Annotated in this window: 14 protein-coding genes; 3 read left to right on the forward strand and 11 right to left on the reverse strand. The window is 75.3% G+C overall.

Going from position 1 to position 22,825, the window contains the following annotated elements; all coding sequences use genetic code 11:
- Positions 1-144: 144 nt before the first annotated feature.
- The 7 genes from OHQ87_RS12305 to OHQ87_RS12335 all read right to left on the reverse strand — a co-directional run bounded on the left by OHQ87_RS12305 (position 145) and on the right by OHQ87_RS12335 (position 13,389).
- Positions 145-465, reverse strand: coding sequence for a sigma factor (locus OHQ87_RS12305; RefSeq protein WP_328347958.1), 321 nt, complete (start codon positions 463-465; stop codon positions 145-147).
- A complete protein-coding gene (locus tag OHQ87_RS12310; protein ID WP_328347960.1) occupies positions 462-1,061 on the reverse strand; it encodes a carboxymuconolactone decarboxylase family protein in 600 nt (199 codons plus the stop codon). The genes OHQ87_RS12305 and OHQ87_RS12310 overlap by 4 nt, the downstream gene beginning before the upstream one ends.
- Positions 1,062-1,136: 75 nt before the next feature.
- Positions 1,137-3,029: a hypothetical protein gene (locus OHQ87_RS12315; RefSeq protein WP_328347962.1), complete on the reverse strand. Its 1,893-nt coding sequence runs from the start codon at positions 3,027-3,029 to the stop codon at positions 1,137-1,139.
- Positions 3,026-6,619, reverse strand: coding sequence for a DUF5682 family protein (locus OHQ87_RS12320; protein ID WP_328347965.1), 3,594 nt, complete (start codon positions 6,617-6,619; stop codon positions 3,026-3,028). Before OHQ87_RS12320 ends, OHQ87_RS12315 begins: the two co-directional genes overlap by 4 nt.
- The gene (locus OHQ87_RS12325; RefSeq protein WP_328347966.1) at positions 6,603-7,766 is read right to left on the reverse strand and encodes an AAA family ATPase; all 1,164 of its coding nucleotides are present in this window, start codon (positions 7,764-7,766) and stop codon (positions 6,603-6,605) included. Before OHQ87_RS12325 ends, OHQ87_RS12320 begins: the two co-directional genes overlap by 17 nt.
- Positions 7,763-12,517 (reverse strand): hypothetical protein, encoded by a 4,755-nt coding sequence (locus tag OHQ87_RS12330; RefSeq protein WP_328347968.1) that lies wholly within the window; start codon positions 12,515-12,517, stop codon positions 7,763-7,765. Before OHQ87_RS12330 ends, OHQ87_RS12325 begins: the two co-directional genes overlap by 4 nt.
- Positions 12,514-13,389 carry a DUF4132 domain-containing protein gene (locus OHQ87_RS12335; RefSeq protein ID WP_328347970.1) on the reverse strand — a complete coding sequence of 292 codons (876 nt, stop codon included), beginning with the start codon at positions 13,387-13,389 and terminating at the stop codon, positions 12,514-12,516. Before OHQ87_RS12335 ends, OHQ87_RS12330 begins: the two co-directional genes overlap by 4 nt.
- A gap of 556 nt (positions 13,390-13,945) precedes the next feature.
- On the opposite strand from OHQ87_RS12335, the gene OHQ87_RS12340 reads away from it, so the two are divergent.
- The 3 genes from OHQ87_RS12340 (at position 13,946) to OHQ87_RS12350 (ending at position 18,336) form a co-directional block, all read left to right on the forward strand.
- Positions 13,946-15,313 (forward strand): nucleotide sugar dehydrogenase, encoded by a 1,368-nt coding sequence (locus OHQ87_RS12340; protein WP_328347972.1) that lies wholly within the window; start codon positions 13,946-13,948, stop codon positions 15,311-15,313.
- Position 15,314: 1 nt separating this feature from the next.
- Positions 15,315-16,691, forward strand: a complete 1,377-nt coding sequence (locus OHQ87_RS12345; protein WP_328347973.1) for a glycosyltransferase family 2 protein — start codon at positions 15,315-15,317, stop codon at positions 16,689-16,691.
- Between the two features lie 112 nt (positions 16,692-16,803).
- The gene (locus tag OHQ87_RS12350) at positions 16,804-18,336 is read left to right on the forward strand and encodes a polysaccharide deacetylase family protein (RefSeq protein WP_328347974.1); all 1,533 of its coding nucleotides are present in this window, start codon (positions 16,804-16,806) and stop codon (positions 18,334-18,336) included.
- 52 nt (positions 18,337-18,388) lie between these two features.
- On the opposite strand, the gene OHQ87_RS12355 is transcribed toward OHQ87_RS12350, so the two are convergent.
- From OHQ87_RS12355 to OHQ87_RS12370, 4 genes are all read right to left on the reverse strand, one after another.
- A complete protein-coding gene (locus OHQ87_RS12355) occupies positions 18,389-19,969 on the reverse strand; it encodes a DUF4139 domain-containing protein (protein ID WP_328347976.1) in 1,581 nt (526 codons plus the stop codon).
- Positions 19,970-20,144: 175 nt separating this feature from the next.
- The gene (locus tag OHQ87_RS12360; protein ID WP_328347978.1) at positions 20,145-20,666 is read right to left on the reverse strand and encodes a LutC/YkgG family protein; all 522 of its coding nucleotides are present in this window, start codon (positions 20,664-20,666) and stop codon (positions 20,145-20,147) included.
- The gene (locus tag OHQ87_RS12365; RefSeq protein WP_328347980.1) at positions 20,656-22,107 is read right to left on the reverse strand and encodes a lactate utilization protein B; all 1,452 of its coding nucleotides are present in this window, start codon (positions 22,105-22,107) and stop codon (positions 20,656-20,658) included. Before OHQ87_RS12365 ends, OHQ87_RS12360 begins: the two co-directional genes overlap by 11 nt.
- Complete coding sequence (locus tag OHQ87_RS12370) at positions 22,104-22,790, reverse strand: (Fe-S)-binding protein (protein ID WP_328347982.1); 687 nt, start codon at positions 22,788-22,790, stop codon at positions 22,104-22,106. Before OHQ87_RS12370 ends, OHQ87_RS12365 begins: the two co-directional genes overlap by 4 nt.
- Positions 22,791-22,825 lie beyond the last annotated feature (35 nt).

Here is a 22,825-nt window from a genome sequence, read left to right on the forward strand (position 1 = left end):
CAGGGCGGCACGCACCAGCCGGGCAACGCGGACAAGACAGAGACGGGGCCTCTAGCCAGGCTCCTATGAAGTCACAACGCCACGTCCAGTGAGTGCACGAGCACCTCCCGACCGAGGCCGACAAATCCCGTTAAGGACCCGAAGTCAGTCAGTAGCTGGGTCAGACCCCGGGCGGGAGGTGCTCACCAACATCATCTCTGTCAGTAGCGGCTCGGGAAGCCACTCGCCGACGTACTCCTCGCGTCGGCGGGCCAGCGTCCGCAGCCGGTTGAGCGCCTGCCGGGTGACGATCCGCACCAGGTACGCCCGGGGGTCGCGGACGTCCGCCCGCACCGGCCCGCCGAGGGCCGCCCACCGCAGCCAGGTCTCCTGCACGACGTCCTCGGCATCGGCGGCGGAGCCGAGCAACTCGTAGGAGACCGTGAACAGCAGACTGCGGTGGGAGACGAACGGGTCGTCGTTCATGCCGCCGGCACCGCGCTGTCCGGCAGGGCCCGGGGCGGCAACGGCGGCAACCCGCACGACGCGGCGAAGCCCTGGGCCTCGATCCCGAGCGCGAAGTTCGTCCGCGCGAACTGGTTGGCCAGTGCGATCCAGGCGGTGAGTTCGACCATCCCCGCCGCCCCGAGCCGCCCCAGCAGCCGGGCGGAGAGCGCGTCGGTGACGGTCGGCGGGGTCTGCGTCATCGCCTCGGCGTACTCCAGCACGTCCCGCTCCAGCGGGGTGAAGGCGTCCGACTCCCGCCACCGAGGCACCTGCCGCGCCTTGGCCACGTCGAGGCCGTCGTCGTGTGCCTGGAAGTACCCCAGGTCGAGGCAGAACGTGCAGCCGATCTGGGCGGCCACCGCCATCTGCGCGTACGACTTGAGGTTCTTGTCGCAGGCCTTCCACCTGCTGGACTTCTGGCCCAGGCCGAGGCTGAACCGGAGCACCGGCCGGTGGTGCCACATCACCTCGAGGGGGCCGGCCACGTCGCCGAACATCTTCCGGCTGAACGTCTTCAGCACCGCGCCGTAGAGGCCGGTGATCTCGGCCCTGGGAACCCTGGTGTGGCTGCTCATGTCGCCTCCTGGTCGGCTGGTCTCGCCATGGAGACACCGGCCGGCAGCTTCGTGTGACAGTTCGGCCGCGGGTCGTCAGGGCAGCCAGGAGGCCTCGGCCAGCGCCCGCGAGGCCGCCTCCTCGTAGACCGCCAGCGCCAGCCAGGACTCCGCGAACGCCTGCCCGTCGTCGTCGGTGAGCCGTCCGAAGGCGTCCCGGGGACGGGCCCGTGCCGCGTCACCCATCGCCGCGAGCAGGTACGCGCCGAGATCCAGCCGGGCCAGCCGCCGGCCCTGCACCACGGGGTCGGCAAGCACCTGGATCACCCGGCCACCCGAGACGACCCGCTCCACCTGCCGACGCAGCAGTCCCAGCGCGGGATCGCCGAGGCGCGGACGCGCCACGGAACCGCCCTGGCCCGGGAGCCGACCGCCCGGCAGCGCCGGTGCCGGACCGCCTGCCGGTCTGAACTGGCTGGAGTGCAGCCGGTCATAGCCGAGGTCGGCGTGGCCCGCCCAGCCCTCCGGCAGGACGAGCGCCGGCCCGTCGACGGACGTCGGCCCCACGGCGAGCGCCTGGACCGTCGCCCGGCGGGTGGGATCGAGCCGGCCCACCAGACGCAGCTCCGCCCCCACCGCCTGCGCCAGCAGCCGCAGGTTGTCCCGGTGCGGCAGGGCGGTGTGCTCGTCGGCGACGGTCAGCGTCAGGACCGCCCCGTCGCCGGTCGCGACGAGGACGGTGTGGTCGTGCCCGCCCAGCACCCGCACGGTCAGGAAGAGCAGATCAGCCCCGGCCGGGCGCTCCGGTACCGGCAGGGTCGCCGCGCCGAAGGCCCGCCGTACCTGGTCGGACAGGGGTTGCGCCCACAACCCGGCCAGGGGTTCGTCGGCCCAACCGGCACCGGCCGCCCGCACCGCCCGGACCGCCCGGCCGGCACCCAGTTGCCCCGACTCCGACGCGGTGCCGCCGGACACCACAAGCCCGGCCCGGGTGAGCTGCCGGTAACTCAGCCCCGACTCGCCCACCGCCACCGTCGCGTCACCCGCGCCGACGGCCCGTCCCACGTCCCCCGGGGCGAGATCGGCGACCGTCCACAGCCGACCGGCGCGGTCCGCCAGGTAGGTGACCACCCCGGCGTATCCGGAATCCGTCACCACGGGCACCGCGCAGAGCCCGTACAGGCGCAGGCCGTCCTGCGGGTCGTAGGCCCGTCGGGCGGTGCCCAGCAACGACCCGAGTTCACCGGCCGGCGCTACGGTCCCGCGCAGCCGACGGGACACGGCCAGCAGCTCGCGCAGGTCGTCGGTCAGGTCGGCGAGCCGGTACTGCGGCTCGGCCGCCCGGGCGGCCCGCAGTCCCGCCGCGACCCGGGTGCCGGACGCGGCGGCGCGGTGCAGACCGTTGGCCCTGGCCTCGTGCACGGCCCGCAGCAGGGCGGTCCGCAGCACGACCCCGCAGCCGACGGTCCCCGCCCCGAGCACGGCCACCGCCACCTGCCACAACCCGTCGGCGGCGATCCGCTGCCGCTCGGTGAACTCACTGCGCGAGGTCACGCCGTCCACCGCCGGAGCCGCGCCACCTACCGCCGCAGCCGCACCGGCGGGAGGATCGGCGGCGGTATCGGCCGTCGCACCGGGCGCCGCACCGGCCGACGCACCGACGGGCCGGCCAGCGGCCGGCGCTTCCGGCTCCGAGGGGGCCCGGTCGTCCACCGGGGCCAGGGCGAGCACCGCCATCCGGTGCAGGCAGTGCGGGGCGAGCAGGCAACTGCACCGGGCGTCGGCGGCGCTGCGTACCACCCCCTCGACAGTCACCAGGGTCACCGACGTCGCCTCGTCGACCCGGACCGTCACCCCGTCGGCCGTGCCGGTGACCGGCCAGCCGCTGGCGCGGGCGACCGCGTCGTCCACCTTCCGCCGCAGCCGGGCGGGCAGCGCGTCCAGCGCCTCGGCCAGCACCGGTGCGGTCACCGCCGGCAGGCCGGTCATCGACGTACCTGCTCCCCGACCCACCGGGCCAGCTCCAGCGGGCTCAATGCGGCGACCGGCATCCCCGCCGCCACCAGCTGACCCGCCGTCGACACCGAGTACCGGGGCCGGCCGGTGTCGTCCAGGCTGGCGCAGCCCAGCACCTGGCAGCCCGCCTCGACCAACGCCCGGGTCTCGGCCAGCAGTCCACCCATCGGGAACCCCTCCTCGAAGTCGCTGATCACGACCACCATCGTTCGCTGCGGAACGGTGACCAAAGACCGGGCGTACCGCAACCCGGCCGCGATGTGGGTGCCCCCGCCGACGCTGACCTCCAGCAGCAGGGCCAGCGGGTCGTCCACCCGCTCGGACAGGTCCACCACCTCGGTGGAGAAGGCGACGAAGTGCGTGCTGAGCGCCGGAACGCCGGCGAGCACGGCGGCGGTGAGCGCCGACCAGATCACCGACTCCTCCATCGAACCGGAGACGTCGACGACGAGCACCAGCCGCCAGTCGACCTCCCGGCGGGCCCGGGTCCGGAACACCGGCCGCTCCGGCACCAGCATCACCCTGCCCTGCGCGTCGCGGCGGACGGTCGCCAGGTTGGCCCGCAGCGTCCGGGGCAGGTCCAGCGGCCCGCCCGGCCGGTAGGTGGGGCGGGGGGTGGTCAGCCCGGTCAGCGCCGGACGCAGCCGGGCGGCCAACTGCCGGGTCAGCTCCGCCACGATCCGGGCCACCAGCGGGCGCAGCCGCGCCACCGTGGACTCCGGCAGCCCACCGGCGAGGGTGAGCAGGTCGCGGAGCAGCTCGACCGACGGGCGCACCGCCGCCGGATCGAGCTCGGTGACCGCGTCCAGCCGGCCCGCCTCGACGGCCCGGGCCAGCACCTCCTCCCGTACGCCGGGGCCGAACAGGGCGGACAACTCCTGTGCCCACTCCCGTACGCCAGGGAAGGACGCTTCCCGGCCGGCACGACCGGCCGCCTCGGCACCGGCCCCTTCGCCCCGGCCGGCACCGTACAGCTCGTCGAGTGCGGTGGCGTACCGGCGGGCGCGCGGCCCGACCCGGGTGGACTCGCGGCCCAGCACGAGCCGCCACCTGTCGACGGTCGGGATCCCACCGGCCGGCGTCCGACGGGTGGCCCGCCGCGCCACGCCGGGAACCGCTGCCGGCAGGTCCGGTGACGGCTCCGCCGGAACGGGAGCAAGGAGGCCCTGCGCCAGGAGCGCCTCCCGGCCCGCCCGGTCGGCGCGCAGTCGGACCAGTAGGGCGTCCGGGTCGTCGAGCACCGCGATGTCGGCGGCCGGGTCGGCGTCGTCGAGCCGCTCCCGGACCACCTCGAGCAGCCGGTCCCGACCGGCCGGGCTGACCGCGTGGAAGCCGGCGCGCAGCGCGGGTAGCCGGGTGAGGAACTCCTCGTCGGGCAGGGTCTCGACCCGGTCGAGAAGCCCGCCCAGCACCTCACCGTTGGCCCGCAGCAGCGGTTCCGCGACGACAAGCAGCCCGGTCAGGTGGCCCTGGAGCTGCTGCCGCCCGGTGGGCGTGGTCGCGGTGTCCACCCAGGATGCGACGAGCCGTCCGAAGGCGGCCGGCTGCCGCAGTCCCGACAGGACCTGGACCGCCCCGGCGGCGGCGGCCATCAGCGGCGTGCCCCGGATGGCGAGCCGGGCCAGGCAGTCGGCCAGGCGCAGCCCCGCCCCGGCGGCGTCGGCCCGCTGGACGAGCGTGGCCAACGCCTCGGCGTCGGCCACGTCCTCGGTGCCGGCCAGACCGTCGACCTGCCGGACCGCCGCGTTCTCCAGCGCCTCGGCGACCCGGCCCAGTTCGCCCGCCGACAGCCCGGACCCGCCCGGCAGGTGGCCGAGGCGCAGCCGGTCGAGCAACGCCAACGCGGCGACCAGTTCACCGAGGGTGCCCTCCGCCGGCACCGTGACCGACAGTTCGGTGAGCCTGCGGGCGGCCAGCCCGGTCAGGTCGCACCGCGCGGCGTCCTCCAGCCCGACGATCACGGCGGCGACGGTCGGGCCGTCCTCGGCCCGCTCCCGCCGTCGCCGCTCCACCAGGGCGCCCTCGGCGGCCTGGCCGAGGGTCACCCCACGCAGCCCGGCCACCTCGATCGTCGCCTCGGTCCGGGGCGACCACTCCACCCGCCAGCGCGCGGTGACCGGGTCCACCCCGCCGACACCCGCGCCGCCGACCTGTTCGGCGTACGCGACGTCACAGACCACGAGCCGGTGCAGCGTGATCTCCCGCCGCCGGTCCAGGGCGGAACGGAGCGGGTCCAGCCGCAGCTCCCTGGCCGGGTCACCGGCCCCGGGCAGCCGCAACCGGACCAGCAACTCCCGTACCGCCGGGCCCAGTCCGGACCGGGGGGTGCCGGCAGCCAGCACCCCCCGCCGGTCCCCGACGAGCACCTGCTCCATCGCGCGGGCCACCGCCCGGCCCCGGCCGAGCACCTCACCGTGGGCCAGCACGCTCTGGATCGCCTCGACCAGTTCGCCCCGGCCCGGTGCGGGCAGGCCGCGCAGCCGGGCCAGGTCGAGCGCGAGCCGGACCGCCTCCCGGGCCTCGCCCGGACCGGCCGGGTGACCGGCCCGGCGGATCGCCGCGCAGACGGCCACCACGGCGGCCGTCGTCGCCGACTCGACGGCGGCGGGATCACCGTCGGCCGCCAGGACCGACTGCTGCCACTGCGGATCGCGGATGCCGGCCGGATAGCCCGACCGCGCGTCCAGCAACCCGAACGTGTACGGCACCAGCGAGGTCACCACCGACGACGGGCCGGCCGGACCGGCCGGCGGGCCGCCCGATCCGGTCAGCAGCGCCGGGGCGTGGAACGCGCCGACCAGGGCGGCGACCCGGCGCGGGCCCGCCTCCGCCAGGCACTGCCGCATCCGCGCCTCCCGCCGCAGGTCGAGGGCGGACACCCCGGCCCCCCGCTCGGCGTCGACGCGCAACGCCCAACCGACGGCGAGCGCCGCCCGGCGTACCGCCTCCGGGTCTGCGCCGGGCGCCCGGGCCTCGACCGAGCGGTCCCACAGGTCCTCGTCGGCCCGCCCGCTGCCCGCCGCGCGCAGCGCGTCCGCGAACGACCGGCCCGGCGTCGCGGCCCCGCCCGGCCCGCGCTCCCCCCAGGCCGCGTCGGCCAACGGCAGATCACACGGTACGACCGGAACCCCGTTACGGGCCGCCCACCGCACCGCGACCAGCTCCGGGGAGAAGTCGGCGAACGGATAGAACGCCGGTCCCCCGCCGTCGCCGACCACCCCGGCCAGCGCCACCGGGGCGGTGGTGGCCGGGTCCGCGAGCCACGGCAGCCACTCGCCCAGCTCCGGCGGGAGTTCGAGGAGCAGCACCTCGGGTCGGCACTCGGCCAGCAGCCGCGGCAGGGCCACCGCCAGCGCGGGCGAGTGGTGGCGTACCCCGATCAGGTACGGCCGCCGGTGCCCGGCCAACGCGGCGACCGCAACCGAGGGATCGACCAGCTCCGCGCCGGTCGGCGGTGCGGCCGGGGCCGACGGCCCCGGGGGCGTCGGCGGCCCGGCCGGGCCCCGGGGCGCGGGCGGAGGCGGCGGCCCGGCCGGGGGCGACGGGTCAGTCGGCGAGGACATCGCGCAGTTCCCAGAGTTGCCGCCACAGCCGGGCGCCGTCCTCGGCCCGACGCCGGACCGCGCCGTCCCAGTAGCCGAGCAGCTTGGCCCCGTCGGCGGGGTCGTCCTTGCGGACCACGCCGAGCAGATGCCCCGGCAGCAGCGACAACACGTCCCGGTCGCCGGGGAAGTAGGCCGCCGCCAAGGCCAGCGACGACGCGACCGCGACCGCCTCGGCGGTGCTCATCACCGTGGAGGGCCGCTCCACCTCCCAGCCCTCGACCGACCGCCCGGCCCGCAGGTCCCGGAACGCGGTGACAAGCGCCTCCAGCACGGCCTCGTCGACCGCGAACGGGGCGTGCACCCGCTCCAGCGTGGCGCGGGCCTGCCGCTGCACCAGGGCGATCTCCTGGGCCAGGTCGCCGATCGGGCCGACGGTCTCGAAGTTGAACCGGCGCTTGAGCGCGGCGGACATCTCCGACACCCCCCGGTCACGCAGGTTGGCGGTCGCGATAAGCGTGAATCCGGGCGCGGCGGGGACGGTGGCCCCGGCGGTGCCGGAGAGCTCGGGCACCGCGATCCGCCGATCGGACAGGATGGACACCAGGGCGTCCTGGACCTCGGGCAGGCACCTGGTGATCTCCTCCACCCGAGCCACCGCACCGGTACGCATCGCCGACAGGATCGGCGAGGGCACCAGCGCGGCGGCGCTCGGCCCGTGCGCCAGCAGCAGCGCGTAGTTCCAGCCGTACCGGAGCTGGTCCTCGGTGGTCCCCGCGGTGCCCTGCACGACCAGCTCACTGCTGCCGCAGATCGCGGCGGACAGCAGCTCCGACAGCATCGACTTCGCGGTGCCCGGTTCGCCGACGAGCAGCAGGCCCCGTTCCCCGGCCAGGGTGACGACGCACCGCTCGACCAGGGCCCGTTCCCCGACGAACTTGGCGGCCACGGCCAACGTGCGGGGCAGGTCGTCGCGGCGTGCCTGGCGGGGCAGCTCCAGCGCGGCACCGGCGCTGCCGACGATGAACGTGACGACCGCGCGGGGGGTCAACCGCCAGCCCGGCGGACGGGGCCCGTCGTCGTAGGCGGCGAGGAACGCCAGTTCGGCGGCGTGGGCGTGCTCGGCGGGTTGGACCTGGCGAGCCGCCGGGGTGGTCGCGGTGGTCATCGGCGCCCTTCCGTAACAAGATCGTCGAAGCGGGGTGCGTCGCCGTCGCCCAGTCGGGCCCAGGCGAGCGCGAACAGGCGGGGCGCGGGGGCGACCGGGGAGACGATGCCCAGGGCGGTCACCCCACCCTCGCCCCCGATCAGCAGCGGGAGTTTCCACCGCTCCAGCGGCAGCAGCGGCGCCTTCAGCGCCAACCAACCACCGGGCAGGAACAGCGACCGCCCGGCCCGGGGCCGCTTCGCCGCCACGACGTGCGCGGTCGCGGCCAACTCGGCGCGGGCCGCCTTGAGCCGGGCCGGCTTCCAGCCGGTCCACCGGGCGACGTTACGGTCGGTCGGGTCGGGCAGGGCGAGCAGTTGCAGGTAGAGCGCCGCGGCGTCGGCGCTCAGCCCGAGCGTCGAGGCGACCGTCGCGACCAACTCCGGGGCGGACCGGGTCGGGTCCTGCGCGAAGCCGTCGTCCATCGCCGGGACGACGTGCGACACCACCTCGGTGAGCTGGTCGCCGACCAGGGCCCGCAGCGCCGCGAGCACCCGCTCGTCGACGCGGTCGAGGCGGGCCCGCAGCACGGCCAGCGCCGGATCGTCCACGCCGGACAGTCGGGACGGAGACAACCGGACCTGGTGCCAGCGGGCCGACGGCGGAATCAGCACCGGGCCGACCTCGGTGCCCGCCGGGCCGGTAGTCGCCGGGAGGCCGAACGCGGCGGTGAACGCCGACAGCTTGTTGCCGTCGAGGTGGCCGACCGCGACGGTGCACCCGGGATCGGCCAACCGCTCCCGGACCAGTCGGGCGGCCACCGGCAACGCCGACCGGATCGGGTCGTCGACGGACAGGTGGTAGGCCAGCCACGGCAGCGTCCTGGTCAGCGCGATCAACGCGTCCTCGTCGTCGACGCCGGAGTCGGCACCGGCAAGCCAGTGGCAGGTGGCCGCGTTGGCGACCCAGTGGACCACCGTCGAGGCCGACAGCGGGCTGGCCACCTCGGCCCGGTGCGCCTGGACGATCAACTCGTCGGACACGGGTCGACGCCGCCCGTGCCGCCGGATCCACTCCTCGACGACCAGATCCTGCCGGGGTCCGTCGACCCACAGCGTCGCCGGGTCCTCCGGCACCAGCCGCCCCAGCAGCCCGGTGAGGCCCTGCCGGCCGCGACCGCCGGTGCCCCAGAACCGGGCCGCCGCGGCGGCGGCCGCCGTATCGGGCAACCCCAGGGTGGTACGCAGCTCGGCCGGGGCCTTCTCCCACACCAGCCGGGGCAGGCCCGCCAGCAGCAGCACCGCCTCGGCGTAGCTCATGCCCGCCGCCTCGGACAGTGCCTGGGCCCGTTCGGTGTGCCAGGGCACCGGCCCGTTCTCGCGGGCGAGCCGGACGAACTCGTCGAGCCGCTGCGGCGTGACGTCACCGGTCGGCAGGATCTCCTCCTCGGTGATCCGGAAACCGGCCACCGCCGAGAACTGCCCGGTCGGCGTCCAGTCGAGCACCTCGACCTCGCGGTCGTCGGTGTCCACGGCGAGCACCAGCAACCGCCGACCGCCCTCGGTCAGCACATGCCCCCTGACCTGGTCGACCGGATGGGTGCCGTCGGCGACAAGGGTGGCCCGCCGCAGCCGGCTGCCCGGGGCGAGCAGCCCGGAGCGGGCGCACACCTCCAGCAGCGTCAGCAGCGCCTCGCGCACCTCGGACAGGCAGACCGGGGCCACCGCCCGGTACATCGCGGCCGGCAGCACCCCCAGCACGTCGAACCAGTCGAGGTCACCGTCCAGCTCGACCCGGGCGTCCGACGTCGGCCCGGTGCCGGTGAGCACGGCACCCGCCCGGCTGATCAGCCGCAGGGAGCTGTCCCCCGCGGCGTAGCAGTACTGGATCAGCCCGGCCAGCCCCTCGGCGAGCAGCCGGTCGACCGCCGGTGCCCCGGCCGGGGTCTGCTCCGCCGCCGGCAGGGCGTTGTCCTGCTCGCCGTCCAGCACGGCGGCCAACGTCCGCAGTCGTGCCACCTGCGCGGCGGCCCGGGTGACGAGGCCGGCGACCCCGGCGACGAGGGCGGGCGCGGTGAGCTGCGGAAGGTGCCGGCCGACCAGGGCGGGCACCTGCGCGGCGTCCAGGCCGGCCGCCTCGGCCAGCAGCGCACCGGCCTGCGCGTCGGTGACGACCCGCAGTGCCGCCGAGCCGGCCTCGTCGCGGGGCCGCAGGAAGTGCCAGAACTCCAGGGGCGGCACCAGCCGGGTGCCGGCGGCGAAGGCCGACCGCTCACCGCCGAGCTGGTAGCGACCGAGCAGGAAGCCGTCCTCGGCGCAGACCAGCAGCTCGCCGTTGGAGCCCCGGCCGTGGTGCAGCACTGCGAAGGTGGTGTCCGCGCCGGGGAACCGCACCGCCGCCGCCAGCTTTCCGTCGGGGCCGACACCCGCCGGCAGGGCGAAGGACCGGCCGTTCACGGCCTCACCGGCCCAGCCGCCGTCCACCGCGCGTCGGACCCGCCAGCCGGCCAGCCCGTCGGCCCGTCCCAGTGGGCTGTCGGACGACTCGGTGGGGCGCAGCCAGGACACCTCGGCGTCCAGGGGTCGACCGTCGACAGTGCCGTCCTCGAAGAACCTCGGCCGGGAGAACCGGCCCGGCTCGCCCGTCGCGGGGTCGTACTCCCGCCAGCCCAGCGGGTGGTCGGCGGCACGCACCCAGTAGGTGTCGCCGTCGCTGATCACCCGGCCGCCGGTCCGCTCGCCCCGGTCACCGACCCGCAACGGACGCTGGCCCAGGGTACGTCCCCCGCCGGGCAGCGGCAGCGACAGCTGTGGATAGATGGTGAAGGCGTCGTCGGCGAGGGCGAAGACGTCGTCCGGTGCGCCGCTCCAGTAGGCGGCCCGGTCCCGGCCCCGGTCCCAGCAGACAAGCAGCTGCCCGTCGACGTAGCGCAGCACCAGCCGCCACCGGTACCGGTTCTCGCCGGCCGGGATCCGCATCAGGTGCTCGTGTTCCACCCCGTCCGGCCCGGTCACCGACACCAGGCCGCCGGTGACCAGCAGCAGGTACGGCCACTGCCCGGTGAACTGGACGTCCGCCTCGGCCTCGCCGAGCCGTGCGGTAGCGGTGTCCAGGGCCGGCCAGCCGTACTCGTCGAGCAGACCGGACCGCAGCGTACGGCCGAGCACCGCGCCGAGGTCGTGGTCGACGAGCCGGCGTACCGCGTCGGGGTTGACGGCGAACCCGGTCGGGCAGGCGACGGTGCCGACCCGGTCGAGGTGGTGGTCGAGCGTCGGCAGCCCCTGCCGCCCGACGGCGTCGGCGAGCGTGTCCAGCCAGCGCCGCAGGGCCGTCCGGAGCCCGGGTACCGCGACGATCTCCTGCACCCGTGCCGTCGGGTCGCGCAGGTCGCGTGCGCCGGTCCGCAGGCGCCGCTCCACGCCCTCGACCAGCAGCGGCAGGAAACGCCTGTCGGCGGCGACGGCCACCAGGTCACGTCGGCCGGCGGTGTCGTCGGCCAGCCAGAGCTCCAACCGGTGCCGGACGTCGTCGGCAGGCTCCGCGACGGGCACCCCCAGCGCCAGGCAGGTGTCGAGCAGGTCGAGGTCCACGGTGTCGTGGTCGCGGCAGAGCGCGACAGGCACGCCGTCGGCCTTGAGCCGTCCCGCCATCCGGTCCACCAGGGCCAACAGCCCGGGGTGCCGCTTGCGGACCCGCCACGAACGGCGTTCCCGGTGCTCGTCGAACCGGCGCAGCCAGCCGGCGGGCCCGTCCGGCGACTCGGCCTCGGCGGGGACGCCGCCCGCCGGCCCGGTCAGCGCCTGCGTGGCACCGGCCGACTCCAGCACCTCCAGCCAGACGTCGTCGCCGCAGTGCTGGGGGGTCAGCCCGAGCAGCCGGCCGCGTAGGGCGGGGTCGGCTGCGGCCAGCCGGGCCAACGGCGCCCGGTAGGCGTTCCAGAACGCCTCCGGTGCCCGGTTGAGCGCGGGCGCGGCAAGCAGTTCGCCGAGCACCCGCTCGTCCTCGGTGGCCGGGTCCAGCCCGGCGGTGCGGGCCAGCCGGCGCAGGTCGGTGTGCATCGCCGCGTACGGCGGGAGGCCGCCCAGAGTGCGCTCCACGCACAGCCGCAGGAACATCGCGTACGCGTCGGCCGGGGCGCAGCGGGTCGCGAGGTCCCGGGCATGGCCGGAGAGCGCCTTGGCGGTCAGCGCGCCGGCCAGCGCGAACTCCAGGAACACGGTGTGCTGGCGGTCCTCGTCGATGGCCAGCCCGTAGGCGCGTTCCGCGTCCCGGGCCTTGCCGAACATGCTCGCCGCGTGGGTCACGCTGTCGGCGGCGAGGAACGCCCGGCCGGCCTCCTCGTAGAAGGTCGGCAGGAAGTGCGGCACCGACCGGGCCAGTCGCTCACCGAGGGCGTTGAAGCCGTCCTTCGCCGGGCCGACCCGGGACCTGGCCGTCCGGGCCAGCCGCTCGATCTCCTTGACCAGGGCCAGCGCGTGGTGCCCGTTGGTCGGGTCGTGGATCAGCGCCCACGCCGGGAAGCCGAGCGCCTGCCTGCGGACCACCCCGACCGGGGTCACCCGCTCCGGTCGGTCGAAGCCGAGGAACTCCATGGACAGGTCCTCGGCCTCGCCGAGCGCGTCGATGACCAGCCGGACCACGGTCCGGCCGGCGAGTGCCGGGTGGGCGTAGCGGCGGGCGGTCAGGGTGTCGGCGGTGTCGTCCTTGGCCACCACCGTGCCGGCGGGCAGCACCGCCCCCGCCTCCAACAGGTCCATCGGGTCGACGCTCACTTGTCCTCCTCCTGCTCTGCTGCCACGACCCGGCCGGCGTACAACGCGGCGGCCATCCGGGTTCCTTCCGACCAGGCCACCGGGCCGACCGTGCCCAGCGGCAGGGCGGTGCCGTGCCGGTCGGTGAAGACGAGGTCACCGGTCTCGGTCTCGTAGTACGGGTCGTCGGCGCCGACCCACGACCGGGCCTCGACGGTGTGGCCGTCCTCGACGATCCGGCACACCGCGTTGCCACCACGTACCGGGTAGCCGAGCTTCGTCGCGCGGGCCGTCAGGTGGCGCAGCTGGTCGTACCGGCCGCCGGCGTAGTCGCCGAACCGGGTCGCCGTCGGGTCGACGCCCGACCCCCGGACCCAGGTCTGCCGGAAGAGCTGGTCGACGGACTGGCGGACCTGGAGTTCGGCGGCGAACTCCCGCAGGTCGTCGAGGTCGTCGAGGGTGACCGGATGGGGGATGACGATCCGTCGGGCGGCCCGGCGGACGGAGTCGCCGTCGAGGTTGACCAGACCGACCTGGCCGTCGCCCACCTCGCGGAGCAGACCCACGTCGTCCGGGTCCCGGTGGCCGTCGTCGTCGAGCACCGCGACGACGAGGTCGGTGAGCGCGGTGCGCCATGCCTCGTCCGGCCACACCTCGGTCAGGACCGACACCGGCACCGGCAGCGAGCGCACCATCCAGCGTTCGATGTCCGTACGGCACTGGGCCTCGTGCCGGGTCAGCCACTCGGTGAGCTGTCGGAGCCCGACCACTGTCGGATCGTCACGCAGGGACGCCGGGACGGAACGGAGCTCCCGCCCCTTGGCGTTCCGGGCGATGACATCACCGTCGCGGAGAGTGACCTGGTAGCCACCCGACGCCGCTGACCATCCCATGTGGACATCCTCATGATCGGCGAGTAGAGACACCGGAGGCTAGCCCACCCGGGCGACAGAAACGGTGGCCGTCCCGCCACCCGGCAGCGGGGCCGACGCCTAACCGATCCATGACTATTGGTGACGACCCTCGGGTCAAGAGGAGCCGCGCTCGACGAAACGGCCGTCGCCGGCACCGAGGAAACCGCTCCCCCGCCACCGATTTACTCCTGGTGAAGCGGGCCCCTCACGCCCGGAGGACCGCTCGCCATGCCACCCCGTGCCGGGAGGATGCGCACGGGCGGCCCGTTCACCGCCAGTGATGATTCTTACTCCGTCCGGGACGGCGGGAGCGGTGGGACGCCGGTGGTCGATGATGCCGGTGTGACGACCCCCGCCGTCCCCGTCGCGCCCCGACGACACCGGTGGGCGGTTACCGCGCTGAGAACTGACCGAACGGACAGTGACTACCCGTAGCCTTTCTGCTTCCGGCCGGCTGTTCGACGGACAGCCACCGGGGCCACCAGATCGGCACTCTTGGGTCATCCCCGTTCACCTTCCGTGAGGGCCCTCGACCATGTCGCAGCTCCTGCCCGCCGCCCGGTCCGACGTCCCGACGACCGCCCCGGCGCCTTCGACCGCTCCACCGGAGCCGGCCGCCGCCCACGTCGTCGTCACCAGCCCCGGGGCGCGTACCGCCGTGGTGGGCCTCGGTTACGTGGGCCTGCCGACCAGCCTGGCCCTGGTCGCCAGCGGATCCCGGGTGATCGGCGTCGACATCGCCCCGGCCCGGCTCGACGACATCCGGGCCGGCCGGGCCGACCTGCTCGACGACGACCAGGAGCGACTGCGCGAGACGCTGCAGGCCGCCGACCCCGCCCTGCGCCTCACCACCGCGATCAGCGAGATCGCCGACGCCGACACGGTGCTGATCTGCGTGCCCACGCCGGTGGACAGGCACCTCGCCCCGGACCTCACCGCGTTGCGGGCCGCCTGCGCGGCGGTGGTCGCGCACGCCCGCCCCGGCCAGACCATCGTGCTCACCTCCACCAGCTACGTGGGCACCACCCGCGACCTGCTGGTCGCGCCGCTGGCCGCCCGGGGTCTGCGGGTCGGGCAGGAGGTCTGGGTGGCCTTCGCCCCGGAGCGGGTCGACCCCGGCAACGACCGGCACCGCCAGGAGCTCACCCCCCGGGTCGTCGGCGGGACCACCCCGGACTGCACCGCGCGGGCCGCCGCCGCGCTGGCCCGGATCACCCCCCTGGTGCACCGGCTCGGTTCGCCCGAGGCCGCCGAGATGACCAAGCTGCTGGAGAACACCTTCCGGGCGGTCAACATCGCCCTGGCCAACGAGTTCGCCGACCTCTGCCGGGACCTGCACCTGGACGTCACCGAGGTGATCGACGGGGCGGACACCAAGCCGTACGGGTTCATGGCCTTCCAGCCCGGCCCCGGGGTGGGCGGGCACTGCATCCCCTGCGACCCGCACTACCTGCTCTGGCAGGTACGCGGGCAGCGCCGCGAGGCGCCGCTGATCGAGACCGCCATGCGGGGTATCGCCGCCCGCCCCCGCCGGGTCGTCGACCGGATCCGGGAACTGCTCGCCGGGGCCGGTCGTCCCCTGCTCGGCGCGCGGGTGCTGCTCGTCGGCGTGACGTACAAGCCCGGGGTCGCCGACGTCCGGGAGTCTCCGGCGTTGGAGATCATCGGCGAGCTGGTCCGGGCCGGCGCGGACGTCGGCTTCGTCGACGACCTCGTCGCCTCGGTCCGCACCCCCGACGGCGGCGTCCTGCACCGGGTGGCCGACCATGCCGACCGGGAGTGGGACCTGGTGGTCGTGCACACCGCCCAGCCCGGCCTGGACGAGTCGTGGCTGCGCGGGCAGCCCATGGTGCTCGACGCCACCTACCGGCTGGCCGGGCTGCCCCGGCGCGAGGTCGTCTGAGATGCCGGTGACCGCCCCGGTCCGGCGCGGCCTGCGCCGGCTGCTCACCGTGCTCGCGCTGCTCCCGCTGATAGCCCTGCTGGCCCGGCAGTTGCCCCTGCTGCCGTACGCGCCGCTGCTGGCGTTCTACGGGTTCGCCGTGCTCACCGCCACCGTGGCGGTGTTCTACCTGGCCTACGCCCGGTACGTGGACCCCAGCGAGGCCCCGGCGCAGCCCCGGCACACCGCCGAGTTCCCGCCGCTACCCCCGGCCCCCCTGGTCAGCCTGCTGGTGGCGGTCAAGGACGAGGCGGACGGGATCGAGGCGTGCGTACGCTCGATGACCGGCAGCGACTTCCGACCGTTGCAGGTGATCGTGGTCGACGACGGCTCCACCGACGGCACCGCCGAGGTGCTGGACCGGCTCGCCGCCGAACTCCCGGTCACCGTGCTGCACCTGCCCCGTAACGTCGGCAAGAAGCGGGCCCTGGTGCACGCCGCCCGACACGCCACCGGCGACGTGCTCGCCTTCACCGACTCCGACTGCGTGCTCGCCCCGGACGCGCTGGGACGCTGTGTCGAGGCCCTGCTGCGGCAACCGGACCTCGGCGCGGTCAGTGGGCACGCCCGCGCGCTCAACCCCGACGAGTCCCTGCTCACCCGGGTGCAGGACGTCTGGTACGAGGGTCAGTTCCGGGTCTCCAAGGCGGCCGAGGCGTCGTTCGGGGCGGTCACCTGCGTCTCCGGCCCGCTGGCGGTGTTCCGCCGGGAGGCGGTGCTCAACTACCTGCCCGCCTGGGCGGCCGACCGGTTCCTCGGCGGCGAGTTCCGCTTCGCCACCGACCGGCAGCTCACCGGCTACGTCCTCGGGCAACGCTGGATCGGCGACCGGCTCAAGCGGCGCTTCGCCGACTCGCCGTTCGTCCGCGACGAGGACCACCCGCCCCGCGCCTGGCGGGTCGGCTACGTCCGCTCCGCGAAGGTGTGGACGACGGTGCCGGCCCGGCTGCGGCCGTTCCTGCGCCAGCAGACCCGCTGGAAGAAGAGCTACGTGCGGAACCTCTTCTTCACCGGCACGTTCATGTGGCGGCGTGGCCCCGGGCCGGCCGCGCTCTACTACGGACACGCGCTCTGGGTGGCGCTGGCCCCGGCGATGGCCTTCTCCCACCTGGTCTGGGCGCCGTTGCGCGGCTGGTGGGCGGTGCCGTTGCTCTACCTCTGCGGGGTGCTGCTCAAGGGCACCGCCTGGGGGCTGGCGTACCGGCTGGACAACCCCGGTGACCCACGGTGGGCGTACCGGCCGTTGATGAGCGTGCTCTCCGCCACCATGCTGTCCTGGCTGCTGCCCTGGTCGGTGGGGACGATCCGCCGCGGCGTGTGGTCAAGGAGCACGGTGTGAACGCCGGCCGTGGGCTGCTGACCCGGCTGGCCCGGGTGGCGATCACCCTGGCCGGGGTGGCGGCGCTGGTGCTGCTCTACGCGGTGGTCTTCTCCCGGGGGGAGGTGCTCCGATGAGCCGGTTCTGGCCCCGCGCGCTGGGCGGGCTGCTGTCGGTGGTCACCCTGCTGGTGGTCGCGGCGCCCTTCGGGGTGTCCTGGTACCTCGACGACCTGCGACGCCATGTCAGCGGGCAACGGGACACCCCGGTCACCCGGGTCGACCCCGCCGACCTGCGCCGCTGGGCCGAGACGGCCGGACGGCTGCCGGAGCGGGCCGCGCCGGTAGTCGTGGCGTACCACGACATCCGGCCGCACGGCGACGACCCGGCGGCGACCGAACCCGGTGGCCGGGAGCACTACGTGGTCACCCCGGAGGCGTTCGACGCCCAGCTCACCGCGCTGCGCACGGCCGGCTACCGGACGATCTCCTCGGCCCAGTACGTCGACTACCTCGCCGGCGGCACCGTGCCGGACCGCTCGGTCTACCTGACCTTCGACGACGGCACCCGGGGGCTCTGGGCGTACGCCGACCCGATCCTGGAACGGCACCACATGGTGGCCGCCTCCTACCTGATCACCGGGCAGGTGGACACCCACCGGCCGTACTACCTGAGCTGGGCGGAGGTCACCCGGATGAGCCGCTCCGGCCGGTGGGACTTCCAGGCGCACACCCACGACCTGCACACCCGGGTGCAGACCGCGCCGGGGCGGCTCGGCTCCCCGTTGACCCACCGACGCTGGGAACCGGCCACCGGTGCGCAGGAGAGCCTGGCCGACTACCAACGGCGGCTGACCGCCGACTTCGACGCGATGTTCACCGCGTTCGACGTCCATGACCTGCCCCGCCCGCGGCTGTTCGCGTACCCCTTCTCCGAGGTCGGCGACGCGACGACCGACCCGGAGGCCGCCGCGTTCAGCCGCGACCTGATCGCCGCGCGGTTCGTCGGCGCGCTGACCAACAAGTCGCTCGCCCCGGCACCGAGCAGCCGCCGGTCGGCGGCCGAGGGGCAGGTCGAGCGGGCCGAGGTGTACGCCACGACCGGGGCCGCCGAACTGGTCAGCGCGGTCGTCGAGCGGACGGCCCTGCCCGCCGAGGTGCCCGACCCGTTCGCCCGCGCCTGGGACTGGCGCGACCAGCACGGCGAGCCGATGACCGAGCTGTCCCCGCTGACCGCCGGCCGGTTCACCGCCGACAGCCCGCGCCGCGCCTACGGCACGCTGCTCGCCTACGCCAGCGCGGACTGGACCGGTTACACGGCCGACGCCACCGTGCGCGGCCTACGGGCCGACGGCGGCACGGTCACCCTGCTGGTCGGGGTGGACGGCGACGCCACGGTCTCGGTGCGGGTGACACACGGCCGGGTGACGCTGCTGCGCGCCGGCCGGGTGGTCGCCGAGACAGCGCTGACCCCGGCCAGCACCCACCGCATCGCGGTCACCGTGCGCGACGGCGAGACCGTCGCCCTGGTCGACGGCGGCCCGGCCCTGCGGGTGGCCACCCCCACCGGACCGGGGGCCACCGGTGGGCTCGCCGTGGCGATCGACGACGCCGAGGGCCGCCCCCACCCGTCGGTCGCGACCCTCGCCGTGACCGCTGCGGGATAAGGGGTGCGCCGCCACGTGGGTCGGCGGGCGGGAATGGTCGCTGCGCGAGCGGTCACTCCCGCCAGCCGGCCAGCTCCACCCCCTTGGCGAGCTCGACCCGGAAGCCGAGGGTGATCTCGCCGCGTTCCCCCGGCCCGAGCCGCAGCCGCCAGGTCAGCTCGCCCAGCTCGGTGCGCTCGTCGGGCGGTGGGACGACGGTGGCCTCCCGGACCACCACCGCCTCGTCGCGGGAGACCGGCACCTGGTCGCGGACCTCCACCGTCGCGGGTCGGGGGGTGTGGTTGGCCACGCGGATCCGGTACTCCACGTCCCGCCGCCGGGTCGAGCCGAGGGTGGCCCTGGTGTCGGCCCGGCGGGTCAGCTCGCGTTCCACCCGGACCCGGTCGTCCACCCCGAGCGCCACCTCGGTCTCCTCGCCGGGAGCCCAGGTCGGCAGCCGGGTGGCGGCGACGAAGTCGGCGTCGTGGAACACCGCCGCCGGACCGGGGAGCAGGGTGTGCGCCGAGGTGTTGCGGACGGTCGCCCGCAGGTGCGCCTCGGCCGCCCGGACCGGCACGGTCACGTGGTCCAGGACGACAGGCAGGTCCAGCACCGCGATGACGGCCCGGTAGGCGCTGCCGTCGGCGGGCACCGCCACCGCACGGACCGGCCGGTAGGTCGCCGCGGTGACCCCCTGCTCGACCTCGGCCACACTCTCCCGCACGCTGGGGCGCGGGGCCCCCGCACGGGCCACCCCACCCCCGCCGGCCGGGGCCGCACCGGGTGCCGGGGGCGGCGGCGCGCCGAAGCTCGCCGCCGGCATCGCCGGCACCCGCCGGACCCGGTCGAGATACCAGGGCGACAACTCGGGTACGCCGGCAGCCGCCGCCGGGCGCGCGGTGGAGAGCTGGAGCGCGCACTCCGGCCAGTCCTCGCCGGTGTCCTGGGTGACCAGGCCGAACCAGGTCACCGCCATGGTGTCCCCGGCCAGCCGCAGGTCGTAGGAGGACTGCCAGCGTGCCCCGTCGACCAGGTAGCTCAGCTCCAGGTCCACTTCGGTGTCGTCGGCGTCCACCGCCACCGTCACCTCGGCGGCCAGCCGGTCCGGTTCCCGCTTGCCGCTCGCGCCGGCCAGGTCCCGCTCGACGGCCGACAACTCCTCGGTCAGCTCGGTGCGCCGCCGGGCCAGCCCGCGTCGGCGGCGGTGCGACCCGGCGAGCTGGGCGGCCACCGAGTCGGCGAAGGTGGCCACGTCGGCCGGGCCGGTGTCACCGGCGGCCAGTGTGCGGGCGTACGTGCCGCCGGCCCGGTCGGCCAGCCGGGCGAGGAACTGCCGCCGCTGCGTCTCGACCTCGGCGTCGTCGTCGACCTCGGCCAGTTCGTCGGCCAACTCCCGGGCCCGTTGCGTCAGTTCGCCGACCTGACCGTCGGTGCTGCGGGGCTGCCGCCAGGTGCTCACCTCCACGCCGAGGACGGTGACCGCGCCCCCGCCCCCGACCCGCAGGGAGTCCCGCCGCAGCCGCAACGGCAGGGGTGCGATCCGGACCCGGTGCTCGCCGGCGGGCAACCGGATGCTCCCCCGGCGGGTGACCCGGGCCCGGTCCGGATAGACGGTGACCGCTACCACGGGTGCTTCGATCTCCACGGAATCCACGGCGGCGAGGGTAACCGGACCGCGCTCGTGACCACGCGACGCCGGTCCGTGGCGCGATCCGCCTGATCGGGCTCGATCCTGGAAGCAGTCCCCTCGATCGCGGCAGGATGCCACTACAACGCGGATCGAGCGCGATCATGGCGGTATCCGGTCAGCCCGGCCGACCGGTGACCGGTTACGCCGGTGGGAGGCAGACGATGTCCAGCCGGCGGGGGCCGTGCACGCCCTCCACCCGGTTCAGCTCGATGTCGCTCGTCGCGGAGGGTCCGGAGATCATCGTCAGCGGGCGGGTGGGGTCGGACAGCGCGATCACCAGATCGGGCACGTCGGCCACGATCTGCTCGGCGCGTACCACGCAGACGTGGTGGTCGGGGACCAGGGTCAGCAGCCGCCGGCCCTGCGCCGCGCCCCCGTCGAGCACCAGGGTGCCGGTCTCGGCGACGGCGAGCGCGCAACCGGTCAGGACGGCCAGCCCGGGGGCGTCCAGCTCGGCGGCGGTGAGGGTGTCGCCGGAGAGCGTGGGCGGGCCCAGCCGGGTGGTCCAGTCCGGCGGCGTCCCGGCCGGCAGCACCACCCCGGACGCCCCGGCGAGCAGGGTGGCGAGCAGGTCGGGCAGCTCCGCCGGGGTGCACTGGCGCACGCCGGCACGGTAGTCCCCGGCCCGGACGGCGAAGAGCGCGGACAGGTCAGGAGCCACGGGTCCGGCTCCACCAGTCGCGGAAGGACTCGTCGGCCGGCAGCGGGGCGTCCCGGTGCGTCGTCCACGCCGACAGCGGCCACGGTGCCCGGCGCAGCCGCCCGCCGTGCCGCCGGGTCAGCACCCGCAGCGGCCGCCCGCCCGCCCGGGCCGTCCGCAACGCCGCCCGCCACCGGCGACGGTCGCGCATCGTCCAGGCAAGCCACGCCATCGCCGCCCGTTCGGCCGCCGGCTTCGGCCCCTGCTGGCGCAGGTGCACCAGGATCGCCGGAATGTCGATCTTGACCGGACAGACGTCGTAGCAGGCCCCACAGAGCGTCGAGGCGTACGGCAGTGTCGCGTTGTGGCCGGCGTCCTGACCGGTGAGCTGGGGCGACAGGATCGCACCGATCGGCCCGGGATAGACCGAGCCGTAGGCGTGGCCGCCGACCCGCTCGTAGACCGGGCACACGTTCAGGCAGGCCGAGCAGCGGATGCAGCGCAGCGCCGCCCGGCCCACCGGGTCCGCCGCGATCCGGCGGCGACCGTTGTCCAGCAGCACGACGTGCAGCCGGCGCGGCCCGTCCCCCGGGGTCACCCCGGTGAAGATCGAGGTGTACGGGTTCATCCGCTCACCTGTCGACGAACGCGGTAGCAGGCGCAGGAAGTCACCCAGGTCGGCGAAGCGGGGCAGCAGCTTCTCCACCCCGACCACGGCGATCAGGGTGTCCGGCAGGGTCAGGCACATCCGGCCGTTGCCCTCGGACTCCACCACCACCAGCGAGCCGGTCTCGGCCACCGCGAAGTTGGCCCCGCAGATCGCCACCCGGGCCGCCAGGAAGGTACGCCTCAGATAGTCCCGGGCAGCGCCGGCCAGCACCGCCGGGTCGTCCGAGTCGGCGGTGAAGCCGGGCATCCGGCGGGCGAAGATCTCCCGGATCTGCCCCCGGTCGTAGTGGATCGCCGGCACCAGGATGTGCGACGGGGTGTCGTCGGCGAGTTGCACGATCAGCTCGGCCAGGTCGGTCTCCACCGCCGTCACCCCGGCCGCCGCCAGCGCCTCGTTGAGGCCGATCTCCTGGGTCGCCATCGACTTGACCTTCACCACCCGGTCGACGCCCTGCGCCCGGACCAGCTCGGTGACCACCGCGTTGGCGGCGGCGGCGTCCACCGCATGGTGCACCGTCGCCCCGGCGGCGGTGGCCGCCCGCGCGAACTGGGCCACCAGCTGGGGCAGCCGGTCGATCACGTCGTCCTTGACCCGGGCCGCCCGGTCGCGCAACCGTTCCCAGTCCGGCACCTCGGCCACCACCGCGGCCCGCTTCTCCCGGATGGTGCGGGTGGCCCGGCCCAGGTTCGCCCGGAGCCGGGTGTCGCGCAGCGCGCTGGCCGCCGCCCGGGGGAAGGGGGTGACCGCCACGATGGGCAGCTGTCGGCCCCGCTGGGGGCGTGCTCGCGTCACCTCCCCTCCCCGACGCCGGTCGCGGCGAGGATCTCGGCATAGTGGACGGGTCGCGGGGCACCGGGTCGGCGGGCCAGTCCCCCACCGATGTGGGCCAGGCAGGAGCTGTCGGCGGCGGCCAGGTAGTCGGCGCCGGTGGTCACCGCGTGGTCGCACTTGTCGGCCAGCATGGCACCGGAGACGGCGGCGTTCTTCAGCGCGAAGGTGCCGCCGAAGCCGCAGCACTGCTCCGGCTCGGGCAGTTCCCGCAGCTCCAGGTCGCGCACCGCGCCGAGCAGCCGCAGCGGCCGGTCGCCCAGCCGCAGCATCCGCAGCCCGTGGCAGGTCGGATGGTAGGTGACCCGGTACGGGAAACGGGCCCCCACGTCGGTCACCGCGAGCACGTCCACCAGCAGCTCGGACAGCTCGTACACCGGCAGGCCGGTGTGCGCCCGCAGGTGGGCCACGCAGGAACCGGACGGGGAGACCACGACGTCGTGGCCGGCGAACGCCGCCTCGGTGGCCCGCTCCAGGGCACGGGCCGGAGCCGGGTGGCCGGTGTTGGCGTGCAACTGCCCGCAGCAGCTCTGCGCGGCGGGGAAGGTCACGGTGTGGCCGAGCCGTTCCAGCACCGTCACGGTGGCGATGCCGACACGCGGGAAGAACGCGTCGTTGAGGCAGGTGACGAACAACGCGATGCGCACCGAGCCCCCTCGTCCGCCTGCGGGCCGTGATCGAC

This window comes from Micromonospora sp. NBC_00421, assembly GCF_036017915.1.
GTDB lineage: Bacteria > Actinomycetota > Actinomycetes > Mycobacteriales > Micromonosporaceae > Micromonospora.

Excerpts from the sequence above, each read along its gene's own strand:
- OHQ87_RS12305 (WP_328347958.1), bottom strand. The coding sequence starts at position 465 with ATGAACGACGACCCGTTCGTCTCCCACCGCAGTCTGCTGTTCACGGTC.
- OHQ87_RS12310 (WP_328347960.1), bottom strand. The coding sequence starts at position 1,061 with ATGAGCAGCCACACCAGGGTTCCCAGGGCCGAGATCACCGGCCTCTAC.
- OHQ87_RS12315 (WP_328347962.1), bottom strand. The coding sequence starts at position 3,029 with ATGACCGGCCTGCCGGCGGTGACCGCACCGGTGCTGGCCGAGGCGCTG.
- OHQ87_RS12320 (WP_328347965.1), bottom strand. The coding sequence starts at position 6,619 with ATGTCCTCGCCGACTGACCCGTCGCCCCCGGCCGGGCCGCCGCCTCCG.
- OHQ87_RS12325 (WP_328347966.1), bottom strand. The coding sequence starts at position 7,766 with ATGACCACCGCGACCACCCCGGCGGCTCGCCAGGTCCAACCCGCCGAG.
- OHQ87_RS12335 (WP_328347970.1), bottom strand. The coding sequence starts at position 13,389 with ATGGGATGGTCAGCGGCGTCGGGTGGCTACCAGGTCACTCTCCGCGAC.
- OHQ87_RS12340 (WP_328347972.1), top strand. The coding sequence starts at position 13,946 with ATGTCGCAGCTCCTGCCCGCCGCCCGGTCCGACGTCCCGACGACCGCC.
- OHQ87_RS12345 (WP_328347973.1), top strand. The coding sequence starts at position 15,315 with ATGCCGGTGACCGCCCCGGTCCGGCGCGGCCTGCGCCGGCTGCTCACC.
- OHQ87_RS12350 (WP_328347974.1), top strand. The coding sequence starts at position 16,804 with ATGAGCCGGTTCTGGCCCCGCGCGCTGGGCGGGCTGCTGTCGGTGGTC.